This is a genomic window from Microbulbifer variabilis, assembly GCF_056232115.1.
The window spans coordinates 3,583,379-3,600,942 of record NZ_CP174325.1 but is presented as its reverse complement, the minus strand read 5'-3'; the positions used below and the strand labels follow the sequence as shown (position 1 = coordinate 3,600,942).

At 48.0% G+C, this 17,564-nt stretch carries 13 protein-coding genes; 9 read left to right on the top strand and 4 right to left on the bottom strand.

Annotation, left to right across the window (positions count from 1 at the left end; all coding sequences use genetic code 11):
• Positions 1-118 precede the first annotated feature (118 nt).
• The 6 genes from ACJJI7_RS16055 (at position 119) to ACJJI7_RS16030 (ending at position 7,879) form a co-directional block, all read left to right on the top strand.
• The gene (locus ACJJI7_RS16055) at positions 119-1,012 is read left to right on the top strand and encodes an SDR family oxidoreductase (RefSeq protein ID WP_444901743.1); all 894 of its coding nucleotides are present in this window, start codon (positions 119-121) and stop codon (positions 1,010-1,012) included.
• Positions 1,012-2,619, top strand: coding sequence for an acyl-CoA carboxylase subunit beta (locus ACJJI7_RS16050; protein WP_282950822.1), 1,608 nt, complete (start codon positions 1,012-1,014; stop codon positions 2,617-2,619). The genes ACJJI7_RS16055 and ACJJI7_RS16050 overlap by 1 nt, the downstream gene beginning before the upstream one ends.
• Before the next feature lie 81 nt (positions 2,620-2,700).
• Positions 2,701-3,867, top strand: a complete 1,167-nt coding sequence (locus ACJJI7_RS16045) for an acyl-CoA dehydrogenase family protein (protein WP_020415104.1) — start codon at positions 2,701-2,703, stop codon at positions 3,865-3,867.
• Between the two features lie 9 nt (positions 3,868-3,876).
• The gene (locus ACJJI7_RS16040; RefSeq protein ID WP_020415103.1) at positions 3,877-4,680 is read left to right on the top strand and encodes an enoyl-CoA hydratase/isomerase family protein; all 804 of its coding nucleotides are present in this window, start codon (positions 3,877-3,879) and stop codon (positions 4,678-4,680) included.
• Complete coding sequence (locus ACJJI7_RS16035; RefSeq protein ID WP_444901744.1) at positions 4,680-6,704, top strand: acetyl/propionyl/methylcrotonyl-CoA carboxylase subunit alpha; 2,025 nt, start codon at positions 4,680-4,682, stop codon at positions 6,702-6,704. Before ACJJI7_RS16040 ends, ACJJI7_RS16035 begins: the two co-directional genes overlap by 1 nt.
• Before the next feature lie 11 nt (positions 6,705-6,715).
• Entirely contained in the window at positions 6,716-7,879 is a 1,164-nt protein-coding gene (locus ACJJI7_RS16030) for an acyl-CoA dehydrogenase family protein (RefSeq protein WP_252085684.1), read from the top strand.
• Positions 7,880-7,963: 84 nt separating this feature from the next.
• Here the strand turns inward: ACJJI7_RS16030 and ACJJI7_RS16025 are convergent, their stop codons facing one another.
• Both ACJJI7_RS16025 and ACJJI7_RS16020 read right to left on the bottom strand, forming a co-directional pair.
• Positions 7,964-9,733 (bottom strand): DUF885 domain-containing protein, encoded by a 1,770-nt coding sequence (locus tag ACJJI7_RS16025; RefSeq protein WP_444901745.1) that lies wholly within the window; start codon positions 9,731-9,733, stop codon positions 7,964-7,966.
• 587 nt (positions 9,734-10,320) lie between these two features.
• Complete coding sequence (locus ACJJI7_RS16020) at positions 10,321-11,223, bottom strand: helix-turn-helix transcriptional regulator (protein ID WP_444901746.1); 903 nt, start codon at positions 11,221-11,223, stop codon at positions 10,321-10,323.
• An 853-nt stretch (positions 11,224-12,076) separates the two neighbouring features.
• On the opposite strand from ACJJI7_RS16020, the gene ACJJI7_RS16015 reads away from it, so the two are divergent.
• Complete coding sequence (locus ACJJI7_RS16015) at positions 12,077-12,409, top strand: hypothetical protein (RefSeq protein WP_020415097.1); 333 nt, start codon at positions 12,077-12,079, stop codon at positions 12,407-12,409.
• A gap of 184 nt (positions 12,410-12,593) precedes the next feature.
• Here ACJJI7_RS16015 and ACJJI7_RS16010 read toward each other — a convergent pair whose 3' ends face one another.
• Positions 12,594-13,988, bottom strand: coding sequence for an alpha/beta hydrolase (locus ACJJI7_RS16010; protein WP_444901747.1), 1,395 nt, complete (start codon positions 13,986-13,988; stop codon positions 12,594-12,596).
• A 1,062-nt stretch (positions 13,989-15,050) separates the two neighbouring features.
• Positions 15,051-15,644 carry a TetR/AcrR family transcriptional regulator gene (locus ACJJI7_RS16005; RefSeq protein ID WP_282950826.1) on the bottom strand — a complete coding sequence of 198 codons (594 nt, stop codon included), beginning with the start codon at positions 15,642-15,644 and terminating at the stop codon, positions 15,051-15,053.
• Between the two features lie 86 nt (positions 15,645-15,730).
• On the opposite strand from ACJJI7_RS16005, the gene ACJJI7_RS16000 reads away from it, so the two are divergent.
• Positions 15,731-16,444: an HD domain-containing protein gene (locus ACJJI7_RS16000; protein ID WP_282950827.1), complete on the top strand. Its 714-nt coding sequence runs from the start codon at positions 15,731-15,733 to the stop codon at positions 16,442-16,444.
• Between the two features lie 59 nt (positions 16,445-16,503).
• Positions 16,504-17,508 (top strand): MBL fold metallo-hydrolase, encoded by a 1,005-nt coding sequence (locus ACJJI7_RS15995; protein WP_282950828.1) that lies wholly within the window; start codon positions 16,504-16,506, stop codon positions 17,506-17,508.
• Positions 17,509-17,564: the final 56 nt, after the last annotated feature.

Genomic DNA, 17,564 nt, shown 5'->3' with positions numbered 1-17,564 from the left:
TACCAAGCGCTTGCTTGGTAGCGTTAAGCTATTCTGCGTTTTCTCACACGCAGGCGCAAGCGCCAACAAGAACAATAAAAACTGAATAAGCCGTGAGGCCGTAAAAAAGGAAACTTTCATGCGCTATCAAAGCCAGCTGCGCTCAGGCAGCTTTAGCGAGCAAACCTATATCGTCACCGGCGGCGGCAGCGGTATTGGCCGCTGTATCGCCCACGAATTGGCCAGCCTCGGCGCCCATGCAGTATTGATCGGGCGCAAACTGGACAAGCTGGAAAGGGTTGCCGGTGAAATCAATAACGATGGTGGCGAGTGCAGTTTATTCAGCCTGGATATTCGCGATGAAGAAGGAGTGCAGGAGACAGTGGGGCAAATAGTCCAGGCCCGGGGCCAAATTCACGGATTGGTGAACAATGCCGGTGGCCAGTTCCCCTCCCCCCTTGAGCAGATCAACACAAGAGGTTTCGATGCCGTTGTACGCAGCAACCTGCTCGGTGGCTTTTTAATGTCCCGAGAAGTTTTTGTGCAGTCGATGAAACAGCACGGCGGCAGTATCGTAAATATCACCGCAGATAACGCCGGCGGCATGCCAATGATGGGCCATTCCGGTGCCGCCCGCGCGGGCATGGAAAATATTTCCGAAACCTCCGCATTGGAGTGGGCACCTTTTGGCGTTCGAGTTAACGCCGTGGCGCCAGGCTATATTCTCTCAAGCGGCTTTGATACTTACGACCCCAAATTCCTGCGCGAGCTACTACCAGGCTTCCGAGACAGCATTCCCCTCTACCGATTGGGAGAAGAAGCAGAAGTTAGTGGGGCAGTGTGCTTCCTACTTTCCGATGCCGCCAGCTATATCACCGGACAAACGCTGCGTATCGATGGTGGCTCAAGTCTCAAGCATCACTCCCCCCTTTGGCAGCCACAAGCCGCCAACAACTCCAAGCGCTTTAATGGATTCCACCGCAAACGCCGGCCCCAAGTTGTGGAAGAGCTGGAAGCGGAGGGTAAGCTCTAATGCAGCCGATTGATTCCCAGCTCGACAACCGCTCGGCAGAGTTCAATGACAACCAAGCTGCCATGCTCGAGCAGATCAACCAGTTTCGTGAAGCTGAGCAACGTCCGGTTCAAGCTGAAAAAAGTAAGGCTGCCCGCTATCGTGATCGGGGCTGGCTGCTGCCAAGGGAGCGCCTCAATTTATTGCTCGACCCCGGCGCACCTTTTGTAGAGCTGTGCTCCCTCGCCGGCTATAAATTGTTTGACGACCAGGATGGTACCGGTGCGGGTGGCGGAGCCATTTGTGGTATTGGCCAGATCAGCGGGCAACGTTGCATGGTTCGAGTGGATAACTATGCCGTAAAAGGTGGCACCATCTCACCAGCCGGGATGGATAAAGCCCTGCGAATGCAGCGGATCGCTCTGGAAAATCATTTACCAATAGTCGCCCTGGCGCAAAGTGGTGGCGCCAATCTGATGTACGCCAGCGACACTTTTGCTCCCGGTGGGCGGGGTTTTGCCAACCAGGCGCGAATGTCCGCCGCCGGTATTCCGCAAGTTACTGTGGTACACGGCGGCGCTACTGCCGGCGGCGCCTACCAGCCGGGCCTGTCAGATTATGTCGTTATGGTGCGCGGACAAACCGGCATGTACCTGGCTGGGCCGCCGCTGCTGAAAGCTGCCACCGGTGAAATTGCCGATGCGGAAAGCCTCGGCGGAGCAGAAATGCACTGTACCGAGTCCGGCAGTGGCGATTACTTAGCAGAGAACGACGCCGATGGTATTCGCATAGCAAGAGAGATTGTTGCCGCCCTACCCTCACCCATTAAAAGCTCAGTACAAAAAGATTACCGAGACCCACTGCACCCTATCGACGACCTGCTCGGCCTGATTCCAGCAGACAGCAAAAAGCCCTACGACGTGCGCGAAATTCTGGCTCGTATCGCCGACGGCTCCGCCATGCTGGATTTCAAGCCGGAATTCGATCGACAAACCGTGTGCGGCCATATTCGTATCGAAGGCTTCCCTGTGGGAATTATTGGGAATAACGGCCCGATCACCCCCAAGGGCGCCAACAAGGCCGCGCAGTTTATTCAGTTGTGCGAACAGAGTGGCACGCCACTGCTGTTTTTGCATAACACCACCGGGTTTATGGTGGGTACCGAGGTGGAGCGCAACGGCATCATCAAGCACGGCGCCAAAATGATTCAGGCCGTGGCCAATGCCAGCGTACCAAAACTCAGCATTGTCGTAGGTGGCTCCTATGGGGCCGGCAACTACGCCATGTGCGGTCGCGGATTCGATCCCCGCTTTATTTTTGCCTGGCCCAATTCCCGCACCGCCGTTATGGGCGCAGCCCAGGCCGGCAAGGTTATGCGCATCGTCACCGAGCAAAAAATGCAACGCAGCGGCAATGTCGATGAGGCGGTATTAGACAAATTGGAAAACGACACCAGCGCATTTATGCAGGGCAATTCCGATGCTCTCGCCTGCAGTGCGCGCCTCTGGGATGACGGCATTATCGATCCCCGCGATACGCGCAAACTTTTAGGCATGTTGCTAGAAATTTGCAATGAGGCCGAGCAGAGAAAACTCAACAAAAATACCTTTGGCGTAGCTAGGTTTTAACGAAAAACCTGGGCAACAAGGAAGTGCGGTTGCCCATTCACACCATCACCGGGTTCACACTTCAAAGCAGGGAAAACAATAATGATATTTAGCGATCAACACCGGGAACTGCAGCGCACCGTACAAAACTTTGTACAGCAGGAAATTAACCCCAATGTGGCCGAATGGGAAAAGGCCGGCCGCTTTCCTATCCGCGAAATTTTCCAACAACTGGCTGGTCTGGGTCTGCTAGGCATCAGCAAGTCCACAGACTTCGGTGGCCTGGGTCTCGACTTCAGTTATGAAACCGTTTTCCTGGAGGAGCTGGGCGGTGCCCACTGTGGCGGCGTGCCCCTGTCGATTTCCGTGCAGACTTCCATGTGTACCCCTGCCCTGGCCAACTTCGGCAGCCAGGATCTCAAAGAGCAGTTCCTGATTCCCGCCGTGAACGGAGAGATGATCGGCGCAATCGCCGTATCCGAACCGGGCGCCGGTTCCGATGTTGCCTCAATTAAAACCACTGCCAAAAGCGATGGCGACGACTATGTGATCAACGGCAGCAAGATGTGGATCACCAACGCCCCCTGCGCAGACTTTTTCTGCACCCTGGTCAATACCAGTGAAGGCAAAGCCCACAACAACAAATCCCTGGTCATTATTCCGGCGAAAACGCCAGGGGTACGCATCGGCGAAAAGCTCGACAAATTAGGCATGCGCTCATCGGAAACCGCCCCTATCTTTTTTGACAATGTGCGAGTGCCCAAACATTTCCGCATCGGCGATGAGGGTGCCGGCTTCCTGCTGCAGATGCTGCAATTCCAGGAAGAGCGCCTCGCCGGCGCCGCACTCAATTTAAAGGGCCTGGAAAACTGCGTGAGCAGCACCATCGACTATGTGCGCGAACGCCATGCCTTTAAAGCACCATTGATCGACAATCAAACCATTCACTTTGCCCTCGCGGAAATGCAGACCGAAGTGGAATGCCTGCGCTCCCTAACCTGGCGCGCGGTGGAAGCCTATGTAGCCGGTGAAGATGTCACTACCCTCGCCTCTATGGCCAAGCTCAAGGCTGGCCGCCTGTCCCGCTCTATTCCCGATCAGTGCCTGCAGTTCTGGGGTGGCATGGGCTATATCGAGGAAACTGTAATCAACCGCGCTTACCGGGATAGCCGTCTCACCGCTATCGGCGGCGGCGCAGATGAAGTAATGCTCGGCATTATCTGTAAGTTGATGGGCATACTGCCCGGCAAGCGTAAACCCAACGCATAAGGTCAGGCTATGCAGACAATTATTAATGAGACCATCGGCATCGCCTGCCATCTCACCCTAAACCGGCCACAACAGCGCAACGCCATCAGTTTGCAAATGGTGGATGAGCTTCTGCAAAAGCTCGCAGAAGCAGAAGAAGATCCGCAGGTGCGAGCGTTGGTACTGCGGGGTGCAGAACACAACTTCTGCGCCGGTGGCGATATTGCCGATATGCTCAATGCGCAACAGGGCGCGAGCGATGGAAATAGTGATGTATTTTTTCACCTAAACCGTCGTTTCGGTGAATTGATGGAACGATTTAATCGCACTCCTTTAATAGTCATTGCCGTATTGGAAGGTGCCGTAATGGGCGGTGGTTTTGGGCTCGCTTGCAGTGCCGATATTGCCATTGCCGATCGCAGTTGCCGCTTTGCCCTTCCGGAAACCCGCCTGGGTTTACCGCCTGCACAAATTGCTCCCTTTGTCGTGGCACGGGTCGGCCTCTCCCAGGCCCGACGCCTGGCCCTCAGCGGAGCAAAAGTCAACGCACAGCAGGCCTTGGAAATTGGGTTAATCCATCAGCTACTCGATAATTCCGAAGCCCTCGAAGGCGCACTGCAGGAACACCTGGGCGCGATCAATGCCTGCGCTCCCGGCGCCCTGGCAACAACCAAGCAGATCTTGCTGGATGCAGCGCGGGTGAGCGATGAGACTGCCCTCGGCCAACTACTCGACGGCGCCGCACAGCAGTTTTCCCGCGCAATTCAAGGCCATGAAGGGCGCGAAGGCGCCCGTGCATTTCTGGAAAAACGATCACCGGAGTGGCAGCACTGATGTCGACAACAGAGACCCTGTTAATCGCCAACCGCGGCGAGATCGCACTGCGAATTATGCGTACTGCCCGGGCGGAGGGCTATCGCACAGTCGCCGTCTACAGCGATGCGGACTGCGGTGCACTTCACGCACAGACTGCCGATATCGCCGTAGCCATTGGTGGGCAGACTTCGGCGGAGTCCTATCTGGATATACAGAAAATTCTCGACGCGGCTAAAAAATCCCGAGCCACCGCCGTCCACCCCGGCTACGGCTTTCTCGCTGAGAATGCGGAATTTGCCAGCGCTTGCGAAGAGAATGAACTGCGTTTTGTTGGCCCGAGTGCCGAAGTCATAGAACTGATGGGCAACAAACGCAAAGCCAAGGAATTTGTTGCCGCTGCCGGCGTACCCTGTATTCCCGGCTTCCAGGGTGCCCAGGACGACGATATCCTGATCGCCGAGGCGCAGCGCATTGGCTTCCCGTTAATGATCAAAGCCGCCGCAGGCGGTGGTGGGCGCGGCATGCGCCTGGCTCACGGAGACAGCGAACTGGTCTCCCAGTTGCGCGCCGCCCGCAGTGAATCCATGAGTGCATTCGGCAGCGACGAATTAATTCTGGAAAAGGCACTGGTCAACGCTCGCCATATCGAAATCCAGGTATTTGCGGATCGTCATGGCAACTGTATTCACCTGGGGGAGCGGGATTGCTCCGTACAACGACGCCATCAAAAAGTGGTCGAAGAGTGCCCTTCCCCAGCGGTCGACACCCAACTGCGGGAAAGAATGGGGCAAGCCGCAGTCGCCGCCGCGCGAGCCTGCGGTTATCTAGGCGCGGGCACCGTAGAGTTTTTACTCTGCCCCAGCGGCGAATTCTATTTCCTGGAAATGAACACCCGCTTGCAAGTCGAGCACCCAGTAACAGAAATGGTAACCGGTTTTGACCTGGTAGCCTGGCAACTGGCAGTGGCCCGTGGCGAAGCCCTATGCGTCTCCCAGCAGCAAGTCACCCAGCAGGGGCACGCCATGGAAGTCCGCCTGTATGCCGAAGATCCGGAACAACAATTCCTGCCCCAGGCCGGAAAAGTACTCCACTGGGTAGCGCCAAAGGGACAAGGAATCCGTATCGACCACGCTTTGAAAAGTGGTTGCGAAATTACGCCATTTTACGATCCCATGCTCGGCAAATTAATTGCCTGGGGGCAGGATCGAGAAGAAGCTCGGCGCAAGCTAACCCAGGCCCTAAGCCAGCTGGAATTTATCGGCCCTAAAAACAATATCCATTTCCTGCAGAAGATCCTGGCCGAATCACAGTTTATCGCTGGCGATGCCGATACCAGTTTTCTCGACCAAAACAGTACACTGACATCCGCAGAATCGGTTCCAGCAGTAATTGCAGCCCAAGCCGCATTACTGAATCACTTGCACCAAGCCAACCCTCAGGATCGGCGTAGCGGCCGCAGCGACTGGCGCAGTGGCGACAACAGTGTGCCAATCAACTACCGACTGGAAATTTCAGGACAAACCCTAAACTGTGAGCTGCTGGTGTTAGTAGATCACTCTTACCAAATCTCAGTAGGCGAACAGCAGTTCCTGATTCAGTGGGTCCATTTTGAGAAATCACAAAAAGAAAGTGGACTTTACAGTGCTGAACTCCTGCTGGATGGCGTTAGCCAAAAGAGATTGTTCCTAGCCAACCAAAGCAATCTGCATCTCCTGTTAGACGGCAGGCAATTCCATTTTGTCGATATCACCCACGCCCCCGCTAAATCGAGCTTAAATCAAGGCAGTGGCCGCATCACGGCTCCTATGGACGGTTGCCTGGTGCAGGTATTGGTTGAGCCCAATCAAAGCGTTCAGCGGGGAGACACTATCGCCTTAATGGAAGCCATGAAAATGGAGCACGCCCTGCGCGCAGACCGCGACGGTACCGTAATTAAACTGGGCGCCTGTGAAGGAGACCAGGTACGCGGTGGCCAGCTGCTGGTGCAGATCGAAGCCGCTCCCACGGAAACTGCCAAAATCCCCAGCGACGCCACTTCCTAAAGGAGATCAGCATGTACGATATTGATGCCTCCCGCATGGCAAGCCCCTTCTATGACGAAGGCCATCAGGAATGGCGCACCCAGTTGCGCCGCTTTGTCGACCGCGAGATTACTCCCTACATCACTCAATGGGACGAAGACGGCCAACTGCCCGCCGAGCTTTGGAAAAAAGCCGCAGAAGTTGGCCTTCTGCAGATGAGTTATCCGGAAAACTACGGCGGCATCGAAACCGATGTCTTCCATATGATTGTTGCCGCAGAGGAGTTAGCCCGCCCCGGCGCCGGTGGACTCTACGCCAGCCTGATGGTCCACGGCATTGCCCTGCCCCCATTACTGCACTATGGCAGTGAGGCCCTAAAAGATCAGGTTATTCCTTCGGTATTACGTGGTGATAAGCATATTTCCCTGGCAATTACCGAACCAGGCGCAGGCTCCGATGTAGCCAATCTCCAATGCCGCGCAGAGCGTGATGGGGATGACTATATCGTTACCGGCGAAAAGACCTATATCACCGGCGGCATGCGCGCTAACTGGTTTACTGCTGCCGTGCGCACTGGTGAAGAAGGCTTCGGCGGTATCTCCCTGCTCTTAATCCCTGCGGATACCAAAGGGGTTAGCCGGCAGCTGCTCGATAAAAAGCAGGGCTGGTGGTGCTCTGATACGGCCAGTATCTTTTTTGATCAGGTGCGTGTGCCCGCGAGCAATCTAATTGGCGGTGAGAACCAAGGTTTCTTACCCATAGTGCACAACTTCAATCGCGAACGCCTGGGCATTGCCGCCTCTTGTGTAGAATTCAGCCGGGTCTGTTTGCAGGATGCCATTGAGTGGGCTCAGGAGCGTCAAACTTTCGGAAAGCGCCTCGCCAATCACCAAGTGATTCGGCACAAGTTTGCCCAGATGCTTCAACGCATCAATGCCACCCAAGCCTATCTGGACCTCTGTGCCTGGGCGGAGCAACAGCATCAGCTCAAGGTAGCCGATATCGCTCTACTCAAAGTCCAAGCCACAGAAACCCTTGAATTCTGCGCCCGGGAAGCGATGCAGGTGTTAGGTGGCGCAGGCTATATGCGTGGCAGTCGGATTGAGCGTATCTATCGTGAAGTGCGGGTGAATGCGATTGGTGGCGGATCTGAAGAAATAATGCGGGATCTGGCTTCCAGGCAGATGGGAATTTAGAGTAGCAGGATAAAAGCCTCTTGCTAAGCCTATTTATAACTCAGTCCCGCATGGGTGTGGGACTGAGTTAGTAAAGATCCTAAATTAACCTTTCTTCTTTTCTTCGATAAAGTCCCTTACCTGCTCACTCAGTACGGCCATAGGGACATTGCCATTTCTCAGAATAATCTCATGGAAGTCCTTAATATCGAAGTCCTCACCCAGTTCATTCTGCATCAGTTCTCGCAAGGCGAAAATCTCGAGGGCACCGGAATCATAAGAGGTAAGCTGGGCGGGCATTACTGCCATTCGGTCCATTAGAGTCCTCGGACCTTTCGCAAATGAAGCGCCAGAATCCTGCAAAAACTCCGCAACTTTTTCATCACTCCAGCCGAGTACATGCATTGCGGTATCCGCTACCATACCTCGCGCAGGCCAAGCACGCCTAAGGATTTTGGTGGACCCGTACTGATACATCCCTGCTTCTTCCGCTAGATGTTCAGAGTACCTGCCCCAACCTTCAGCAAAAGCAGAGTTAGACAAGGCATCTTCTATTTTATGAAACTTTTCCTGCTCCTGTACGAGAGCAATTTGCATATGATGGCCCGGGTATCCTTCGTGGATAGTTACCTTCTCGGCAGAAGCGTATGACTCATCCTGGTAGGTTGTCGGGTCATATCCAAATCTTGCCTTTCGCTCCTTAGTGCCCGGAATATAGTGTGCACTGCGACCAGAACCCTGCTCATGTTCAGGGATGGCCTTTACTTCCATTTCGATCAAAGGCATTTCATGGAAAAAGTCTACGGTTAAATCTCTAGACTTATCTACCAAGCGCTCAAAAAACTGATGCATTTCATCAGCGCTGTTAAATTTCTGAGTTTTATCTTCACTGGCCCTTGCCACTGCCTCAGAATAGGAATCTACTTGATAGAACTCCTTGCCTAAGCGAACCACTTCGCTCTTGTTTGCGTTGACAGCACTTAAACCCAACTCAAAAACTTCTTCTGGTGTTCTCTGCAATGTCGTATAAGAACGATACTGAGCCATATAGCATTCACGGCCATTAGGAATCGCATGGATGCCAAGCTCGGCTCTGGCTTCAGGTAAATAGGTGGATTCTAGAAAATTCTTATAATTCACCATTGAGGGGATAACGTGATCTGAAAGCACCTGTTTAAATGCTGCCTCAAATTCCGGGTCCTTAGCTTTCTTCGCTAAACCCAGGAAAGGATGCTCATCAATGGGTACTTGGGTCAAACCATCAACTTGATGAATGACTCGCTTCACCACGCTCTGGGGTGCGGAGTAACCTTGCTCAAGCCCTCGACTCAGATTAGCTATTTCTTGCTGATAATAACGAGCCACATCAAGCCAACGCTCAATCGCGTCTGCCCTGTCTTGGGCAGTTTCAACCGGCTGAACCTCTGTCAAAAAGCCAAGTATGATATGGGGGCCAAACATATGATCAACAGACCAGAGTTCAGTCTTACAGACCCTTAAGCCAACATTCGACTCCAATCGCTCTTTCAGCTTGAAGTAGAATACCTTCTCTTGATCACTTTTTAGTCCATTTAGATCTATTTCAGCCAAAGCCTTGAGTATTTTATCCTCAGCCGCAGCCATAGAAGCAAAATTTATGGGGGAATTACTTAAGAAGAGATTATGTCTGTCCAGATCCATATCTGAGAAATATGCATACGGCTGGAAGTTATCTAAATAAACATCAGTATATTGATCTGCAAGTTTATGGAGTAATACCGAGTCACTAACTGCTTTCTGATCAGCCGTATCGGTTTTATTTTCGGTTAGGGTGCATCCCATCAAAGCTGAAGAAAATGCCAACGCCCCTAAACTTGCCCTGCTTATATTAATCATTCTGAAGAGACCAAATTGTAAATCAATAATTAAATAAAGTTGCTTTCAGATTAAAAACACTTAACACTTAATTTCTAGTAAGCATTCAAGCAGATTTTTTTTCAATATAGCTGATACCCAGTATCGGTGAATGGAAAGGATTCAAAGATAGATGCCAGAGGTATAACATCTGGCAAGACCACTACGCTTAAGCGAGTCACTTTAAGTAACTATCGCAAAAAAATAGCAAGTAAAAACAGAATCGTCCCACTCCACTCAGGCTTCCCTGTGATAGATGAGACTTAACCTCGAGCCAATACTCGACTACCGGCACTATTGGCACCAAGATCGAATGGCGCCTACGAGTACTTAATACTCGCACTTGAGCCCTACAGGAGGTATTCCTTTCCATCAAGCTCATGATCTGTTTACTTGACATATATTCAATGGGGCACATAGACAAGCTCAATAAGTGCTAACATTCTAATGATCAGCAAAAAGGACCTTACTTCAACTCAAGTAATCAACAGGAAGCAAGTACCTAATTCGGCATTAAAGAAGCTGCAATCAATTAAAGATCTCACCATAATGCTCATTCGTTATGAGATTTAACCGCACTGCTGTCTCGCCCCTAGTGGTGAAACACCATATTTTAACTTATACAGTTGTGTAAAATAGGACTGACTGGAAAAGCCACTGTCAAGGGCAATATCAATAAGTCGTTTACGGGTGGTCCTTAATTGAGCATCCGCATAGCGGAGTCGCCGTTCATTAATCCAAGACTTAGGTGATGACTCTCTAAATACTTGCCCGAACATATTCTTAAATGAAGTTAAACTCATACCAATGTGCTTTGCAAAGGTAGCAACAGACCAGTTTTTTGTGAAGTTTTCCTCCATAAATCGTCTAAAGTTTTCTTGTAAAGGGTTTATATGATTCAGAAGTTCCGCAGCAAGTATTGGCCCGTGATCACTATTTAATTTAAGCAACAGTAGCTCTTCCAGTTTAAGAGTATTTAAACCGTCGTCACCTAACAGGCTAAACAGTCTGAAGGAGTCTAGTGTTAACCGAGTCAATTCACAGCCAGGAAGAACAATAGGCGCCTTATCTTCAGGAAGTGTTGAGCTGTCTATATTTATCCCGTTCCTTTTGTGGAGTAGTGTATTATCGTATCTTTGGTAGAATCTAGTAATCATTGCAGCTCTAATGCCTACGCATATTACAATAATACTGTGTCCCCTTAAATCGCTACTCAAACGAAAGTCACTATTGGAGCTCGCCAGCCACGTCTGCCCCACTGTTAGCTCAAAGCTTGATTGATTACCTTTAACTAATGCAGTACCAGCCGCCACCATAATCAAGTTCAAAGGTGACGAAAAATTGAGTCCAATAGATTCCCCATATGGAACTGACAGCATCTTTAGCTCAAACAGGCTTCCACAGTGCCGGCATTCAACTACTACCTCTCTATTAACAAATCTATTCTGCTCCTTACCGATTGGAATATCCATGTCCCTCTCTACACACTATTAAATCACTAGAATCTCTATCAATAATTCGTCACCAGTCGCGCGGTTACAATATTCTGCAAAGCGACCCCAATGCATCTTCAGGAATCAGCTCCCTGTTTTGGCACAAATCTCATACTTATATTCCGAATATATGAGAGAATATGGCTGTGAACCGCATAGATATTGACTTTGACAACGTGGTTAACGAGCTCCAGTGAACCTCTATATCGTTTGAACCACCGTTTGAACCACCGTTGAATTTGATAGTGATCTAGCCAGTTTCATTCAAAGTGGCAACCTCACCTCAAGAGTGCTTTATAAAGTCTGGATTTCCGCAATGTAAATTTACCCGGAATTATCGCTATAAGTATATAATTTCAAGTGTCATAAGTTTTACCAACCACCCTTTTCCTATAGTCAATAATATCGACCTTAGATAACAAATTTTGAAGTATATGCCTCATAAATGACCATCGAAGTAAAATAGCTCCACCGCTCATTTAACAGCTCTAGACTCGCCCCTAACCAATCAAAGGTTTATATAGCTCTTATAGCTCTGGCCCGCTTATTAGAAATAATGCAAGCTGACTGAAAATTCACAAGTATTCACTATCCTTTCATAGACTAATTATCACAATAATAGGGCTATGACTACCTTAGGCTGGAACAGCTCCAGTCATCAAAAGCGATTTGTTAATTAATGTAAACCCCTATCCAAACTTCAATTAGTGCTTTAAGGGCTAGATATCTTCCATCGAAACGCTATAATTGCGTTACTTAGGGAGCCCTTTTACTCCCAGCTTGTGCAGTTTTTCTTGATGCAGCATACGCTTTATCATTCTCAAGGGGCATGATGTCTACCAACGATTACACTCAGAAGTTAAACCAATTAGCTGAAATGATTTGGGAATCAGAAGCTGGATTAACCTTTAAAGAACAGGAACAAACTCCCCCTCCACCTCCCCCCAAGGAAGATCCTGATGAAGTACTTTGGGGCAAATGGGGAGGTCAATATATCATTGTTACTCGCTGCAAATCAGGAAACCGAGTTGCAAACATAAAGTTACCAGAAAAATTCTCTGATGAGGCTTCTGCGCGCTCAGCTGCCTTAGATCTTATTCGCAAGTATCCACAAGCAGGAATCCGATATCTTAGCGCTCAAGAGCTGGCCGTTTATCTTTTGTAAAAAATTTACTTAATAGCAAAAACTCTGCTCCAATCACTTACAGTGAGGCAAAGCTTTGCTTGTCATAGTACATTTGGAAAAGAGTTGACAAATTAAAAATGATTTACTCAATATGCCGCTATTAAGTATGGCCTGCCTGTATAATTTGAAGGTTCTTAAAGATACTGTCTTGCTTTAGCTTATATCAATAAAAGTTGCCAATAAACTTCCGCACTTCTTCTACAAATATTTTTGAAGCAGGCTCACGCCCAAGTAATAAATGGCCATCACTATCCAAACCAATAAATCTACAATTCGGAATACTTGATGCGATATCAAAACCCACCTTTACCGGGATACGTTGATCCCCTATCGAATGAATGACCAATGTAGGAACACTTACTTTTTTAAGCTGATTACGAACGTCAATATCCCCAAATACAGAGAGGAACCGCGCGGCATTTTCAGGAGAGGTGGTTAAGCGTTGAAATTCGTTAAACCAGGCTAGCTCACTTGCATTTGCACTCGGCATAAATGTCGAAGAAAAAATTTGTCTATATGCAGGATTATCTTGCCCCCAGCCAGTCTCAGTGAGGGTTATTATAGCTTCTCGCTCTTTAATTACGGCATCAGTAGCCCCTGTCCGCCAGCCTGCTGCATAACCGCCAAAAAGAATAAGACTTTTTACTCTTTCAGGGTGCCTCACTGCATATTCAATAGATACAGCTGCTCCCTGTGATATGCCGAGCAAAGTAAATTTATCGACACCACATGCATCTACGACAGTCTCTAAGTCGGTCACAAAAGATTCAAAAGAGATATTGTTAACATCCCAATCTGAGAGTCCATTACCACGCTCATCGTAGCGAATGAATTGATGATCCGAGGAAAGCTCTCGGAACAAAGGGCTCCAAATTGGCGAATCCCAGTCATACTCAAGGTGACTTAACCAATTAGCCGCCTTAACAATGGGAGAACCACCCCCAACAGCTGCATAGGCAATACGAACGCCATCCGAAGCACTGCAGAACCCAACTTTTTGCTGTGTAAGAAGCTTACGCTCAAGATACTGATTATCAATATTGGTATCTTTAGCCTCTCCCAATGATAAAACCTGGGGAGACCATGCAATCCCAGCCTTTCTAAATCTCTCCAAAAATTTTGGCCGAACATTAGCCACTTCTTTGGTAAAACCTAGTGCCTCCAGTTTAACTAACAACTGAGCCGCAGCGCGGGTATTATAGGGCTCCAAAGCTTCCCAGCTGCGCACCCACTTGAGTTGATCTGGAAGTGATGTATCAGGATGAGATGACAAACGGGAGAGCACCTTACCCCGCAATCGCCCTATTTCCTCTCGCTCCGCGAGTAACCATTGCTGGAATAATTCTTGATCCGGTAAATCAATTCCGTCCAGAAATGGCTCTTTAAGAGCAGTATCTATAGATAGAAGCTCTTCTACCGAAAGATCAGGATCGCCTAGCTTTAGCGCTATCGACTTTATATCAATGTGGACATCTTCCCCCTCTAGTCGGACCCTCTCTCGATCTGCTATCAGGCGCTCCCCACAAGAATCATTGACAATTGGGCGAATCTTGCTCAAAGACCACCTTAGAGATGCCCTTGGGTCATCTGGCAACTCCCAGAATATCTCACATAAACGATCGCGGCGATGAGGCCGAGCTGCCAGTACTAAAAATGCCAAGAGTGCACGAGTTCTTTTTGAGGGGGGAAGGCTTATCGGTACCCCATCGCGATAAACTGCCAGCTCTCCAAGCATTCGGATTGTTATAACCATAATCGAAATACTCACTCTTGTTTGCTGTGATACCTTGATAAATTAGGAAGAGTTTCGAGAGCGAACCGAGATAATTCGTTTACAACTTCGAATACATCAAGTAGTAACCCCGCCAAACATAGCAATTCGGCAAACAAGCCTGGGAAACCACCCTGCCATTTTCTCAAGCCATTTGGCCATCTGTAAACAACAGCCACTTACATGACTCACAGATTAATTGCGTGCCGATAATCACTCGCCAGCAGTCATTGAACATAGAATGGGAAAGTGGTGCAGGAAAGAAATCGTCTTCTTACAGCTCGCGCAATTACTAAGTGATGAAATTTTAGCCTAATTCTTGCTTTTAATAATCAAGAGGTAAATTGCCGACCAAAGCTAAAAATCACACGTCCATGACCTACACGGCAATTTCAAAGCTTACAATTTTTCACTGCCAAAAATAAAAATATCCTAAACCTTTCCTTTAACCTCCTTCTTTTGAAGCAAAATACTCACGAACAGCAATTCATCAACCCTCATGATACAGGTATTAACCTATGAGGCTTATCAAATATTACACGTGGATGCTTTTTTGGGTATTTATTCTTTCATGTGAGAAGTTTCACATACTTACAGCCTGCCATCTTGTATTCCTTATTCTCGAATATATACAATTTAGGTTTCTCGCAAGGCGAAATATCGAGCTACTGAAGTAGCTGATAGCTCCATGATAGTGATTAAAAATTTATGCTATAGCAAACAACAATCTTATCTTTGCCTTAGATAGAAAGCCCAATAAAAATCGAACATACTCCTTACATATGCCGTGCTTAAAGCACAATCCAGATAAGGAGCATTTATACATGTTGATTGTGATTCCCATTAGGATCAACACAGCATCTTGACTGTAGCGTAGTAAAAATCGACCAGAGTTTCTCGGGCCTCGCCACCTCTTGCTCGTATAGCCAAGCTTTGCAAGGCAGCATGTAGCAATTTAGCTGTCGGTTGAACGTCTCGATCTATAGGCCAGTCCCCATCCTCCTGTGCGCGCAGGAGTCGTCTTTCCAGTTGGCTATCAATTCTTGCAATCAAAATTTTCAAGTCATCTTGAACATCTGGATGAGCCAATGATTCCACTGGTGCAGTGCAAGTAGCAAAACAACCCAGCGATTCGCCTTTTAGCAGATAAGTTTCCAACGCCTGCCCATAGAATCGCAGCATAGCATCCTGTAAAGGAGCACCATCATTCAATATTGCTTCAAGTTCTTTACCTAGCTGATTCGCAAACTGCGCAAAAGCTTTACGGTAAATGGATACTTTGTCACCAAAAGCGGCGTAAATACTTGGCCTGTTCATCTTCATCGACTCAGCCAGATCATCTAAAGAAGTAGCTGTGAGGCCCTTGCGCCAAAATACCTGGAGAGCGCCCTCCAGGGCCTCAGTGGCATCATATTTAGGTGGACGGCCTCTTCTCTTTTTCATTTTTGTACTACTCCGAACATAATTGTTGACACCGTAAAAAGCCTATCATATTTTATTGTTCGAAACGGTACAAAATAAATGATATTATGGAACTTACAACGAATAAAATACCGCCACCTTTGCCTTGTCTGGCCTGCCGCTTTGTTACATCCAGTGCAAGTGCAACTTACACACGCACTATTCGCTACCTGAAGAGGGAGCACATTCAGTATGTTGCTAAAGAGGTCTATCAAATTCCTGACTCGATGAGCTGTAAAAAAGCGTTGGATATGGTGGCTCAATGCAGCCCCGACTTCCTCCTCAACCACAGCCTTAGAAGCTATGCATTCGGCTTAGCAATGAGTCACAAAGTAAAGACAGTGATAGATCAAGAAGTCTACTTTCTTGGTGCCATCATGCATGATATAGGACTAACCCCAGCCTATGATGTCGGTGGTACTTTTGAGCTAGACGGAGCTCAAGCAGCAAGATCCTTTTGTATTGGTCATAACATCTCTACCGAGAAGGCTGATTTAGTACATGAGATGATCGCTCATCACAACTCTGTTGGAATTGCGCACAAAAAAGACCCGGAGATTGCCCTACTACATTTTGCCGCAGGGCTGGACATTGCCGGGTTATGGTTGAGTGATATTCATCCCAAAACCTTGTCTGAAGTAATTAATGAGTATCCCAGACTGGATTTTAAGCAGGGTATGAAAAGCATGCTCAACGATCAAGTCGGGAGAAAACCACAAAGTTATATGAGGCCATTTGTAGAACTTGGCTTTCTAAAAAAAATAGAAGAAACCCCTTTTTAAGTACTCTTTCAGACCTCTTATTTATTAATATTACAAAGTAACTTGTCAGGAGAGTCACTATGCCTCACCAAAGAAATTACTCAAAGCCAGCCAGAAGATGCTTTAGACAAAGGGAAAAAGTCAGACAGAAAGGTTTAATAAATATAGCACTCTTAATATTTAGTGCCCTCATAGTCAGCGCCTGTGAATCCGAGATTCGAAAAGCCATGATGAAACAGGCGATTCCGGTCGACTATTTTGAACCTTTTACAGAATTACCTTCAAAATTTGTTCAACATAGTGATCGAGTTTATAGTTTTCGTCTGGGAATGAACCGGGCAGTGATCCTGAAGACGAATGACGGATTGGCGGTTTTTGATTGCTTTAATGAAAATTTCAGCAAATCACTTTCTAATGAGCTACAAAAACAATTTCCTGGACACCCAGTGCGCTGGTTAGTCTACTCCCATAATCACTTGGATCACATCCGTGGTGGAGCACATCTAAGCCCCAAAATTGTCGTCGGACATAATAATATTAACCATCTAATCCAAGATTGGGAGCACCCATTAAATAAAATCCTACCTGTAACTAGTCCAATAGATGGTGATAAATCTTTAAAATTTGGAGATCAAACTGTCCACTTCCTATATATGCCTGAATCCCACTCAACAACATTGTATGGATTTTATATTGAAAGTGAAGACATCGTATTTGCTCCAGATATGATGTTCGTGAACGCATTTCCCCCTTTTGGTCTGCCCGACTGGTATTACCCCGGTTACATACGGGCCCTCGATCGCCTGATTGAATTAAATGCAAAAATTTATATTCCCAGCCACTTTAACGAAGGAGATAGAAGAGATTTAATTCACTATAGAAATATGATGGTAGATTTTCGTAAAACCGTAGAACGTGAGATGTCTAAAATTAATTATGAACCTGATCAAGGGAAAAAATTACGAGCCATTTTTGATATAGTTTACCCTGAGCTACAAAGTAAATACGGTGACTGGCATGGCTTTGACGCCATGTTTATTCCGCACTTTGCAGGACAAGTGGGAGGCACCTACTTAGGTTACTAGATACAGAATGTATATAGTACCTTTACTTGCAGATCTCTCCTTCTTAAGCTCCTTCA

What these genes read in the sequence shown, in the direction of transcription:
- ACJJI7_RS16055 (WP_444901743.1), top strand. Translation starts at nt 119, where the DNA reads ATGCGCTATCAAAGCCAGCTGCGCTCAGGCAGCTTTAGCGAGCAAACC.
- ACJJI7_RS16050 (WP_282950822.1), top strand. Translation starts at nt 1,012, where the DNA reads ATGCAGCCGATTGATTCCCAGCTCGACAACCGCTCGGCAGAGTTCAAT.
- ACJJI7_RS16045 (WP_020415104.1), top strand. Translation starts at nt 2,701, where the DNA reads ATGATATTTAGCGATCAACACCGGGAACTGCAGCGCACCGTACAAAAC.
- ACJJI7_RS16040 (WP_020415103.1), top strand. Translation starts at nt 3,877, where the DNA reads ATGCAGACAATTATTAATGAGACCATCGGCATCGCCTGCCATCTCACC.
- ACJJI7_RS16035 (WP_444901744.1), top strand. Translation starts at nt 4,680, where the DNA reads ATGTCGACAACAGAGACCCTGTTAATCGCCAACCGCGGCGAGATCGCA.
- ACJJI7_RS16030 (WP_252085684.1), top strand. Translation starts at nt 6,716, where the DNA reads ATGTACGATATTGATGCCTCCCGCATGGCAAGCCCCTTCTATGACGAA.
- ACJJI7_RS16025 (WP_444901745.1), bottom strand. Translation starts at nt 9,733, where the DNA reads ATGATTAATATAAGCAGGGCAAGTTTAGGGGCGTTGGCATTTTCTTCA.
- ACJJI7_RS16020 (WP_444901746.1), bottom strand. Translation starts at nt 11,223, where the DNA reads ATGGATATTCCAATCGGTAAGGAGCAGAATAGATTTGTTAATAGAGAG.
- ACJJI7_RS16015 (WP_020415097.1), top strand. Translation starts at nt 12,077, where the DNA reads ATGTCTACCAACGATTACACTCAGAAGTTAAACCAATTAGCTGAAATG.
- ACJJI7_RS16005 (WP_282950826.1), bottom strand. Translation starts at nt 15,644, where the DNA reads ATGAAAAAGAGAAGAGGCCGTCCACCTAAATATGATGCCACTGAGGCC.
- ACJJI7_RS16000 (WP_282950827.1), top strand. Translation starts at nt 15,731, where the DNA reads ATGGAACTTACAACGAATAAAATACCGCCACCTTTGCCTTGTCTGGCC.
- ACJJI7_RS15995 (WP_282950828.1), top strand. Translation starts at nt 16,504, where the DNA reads ATGCCTCACCAAAGAAATTACTCAAAGCCAGCCAGAAGATGCTTTAGA.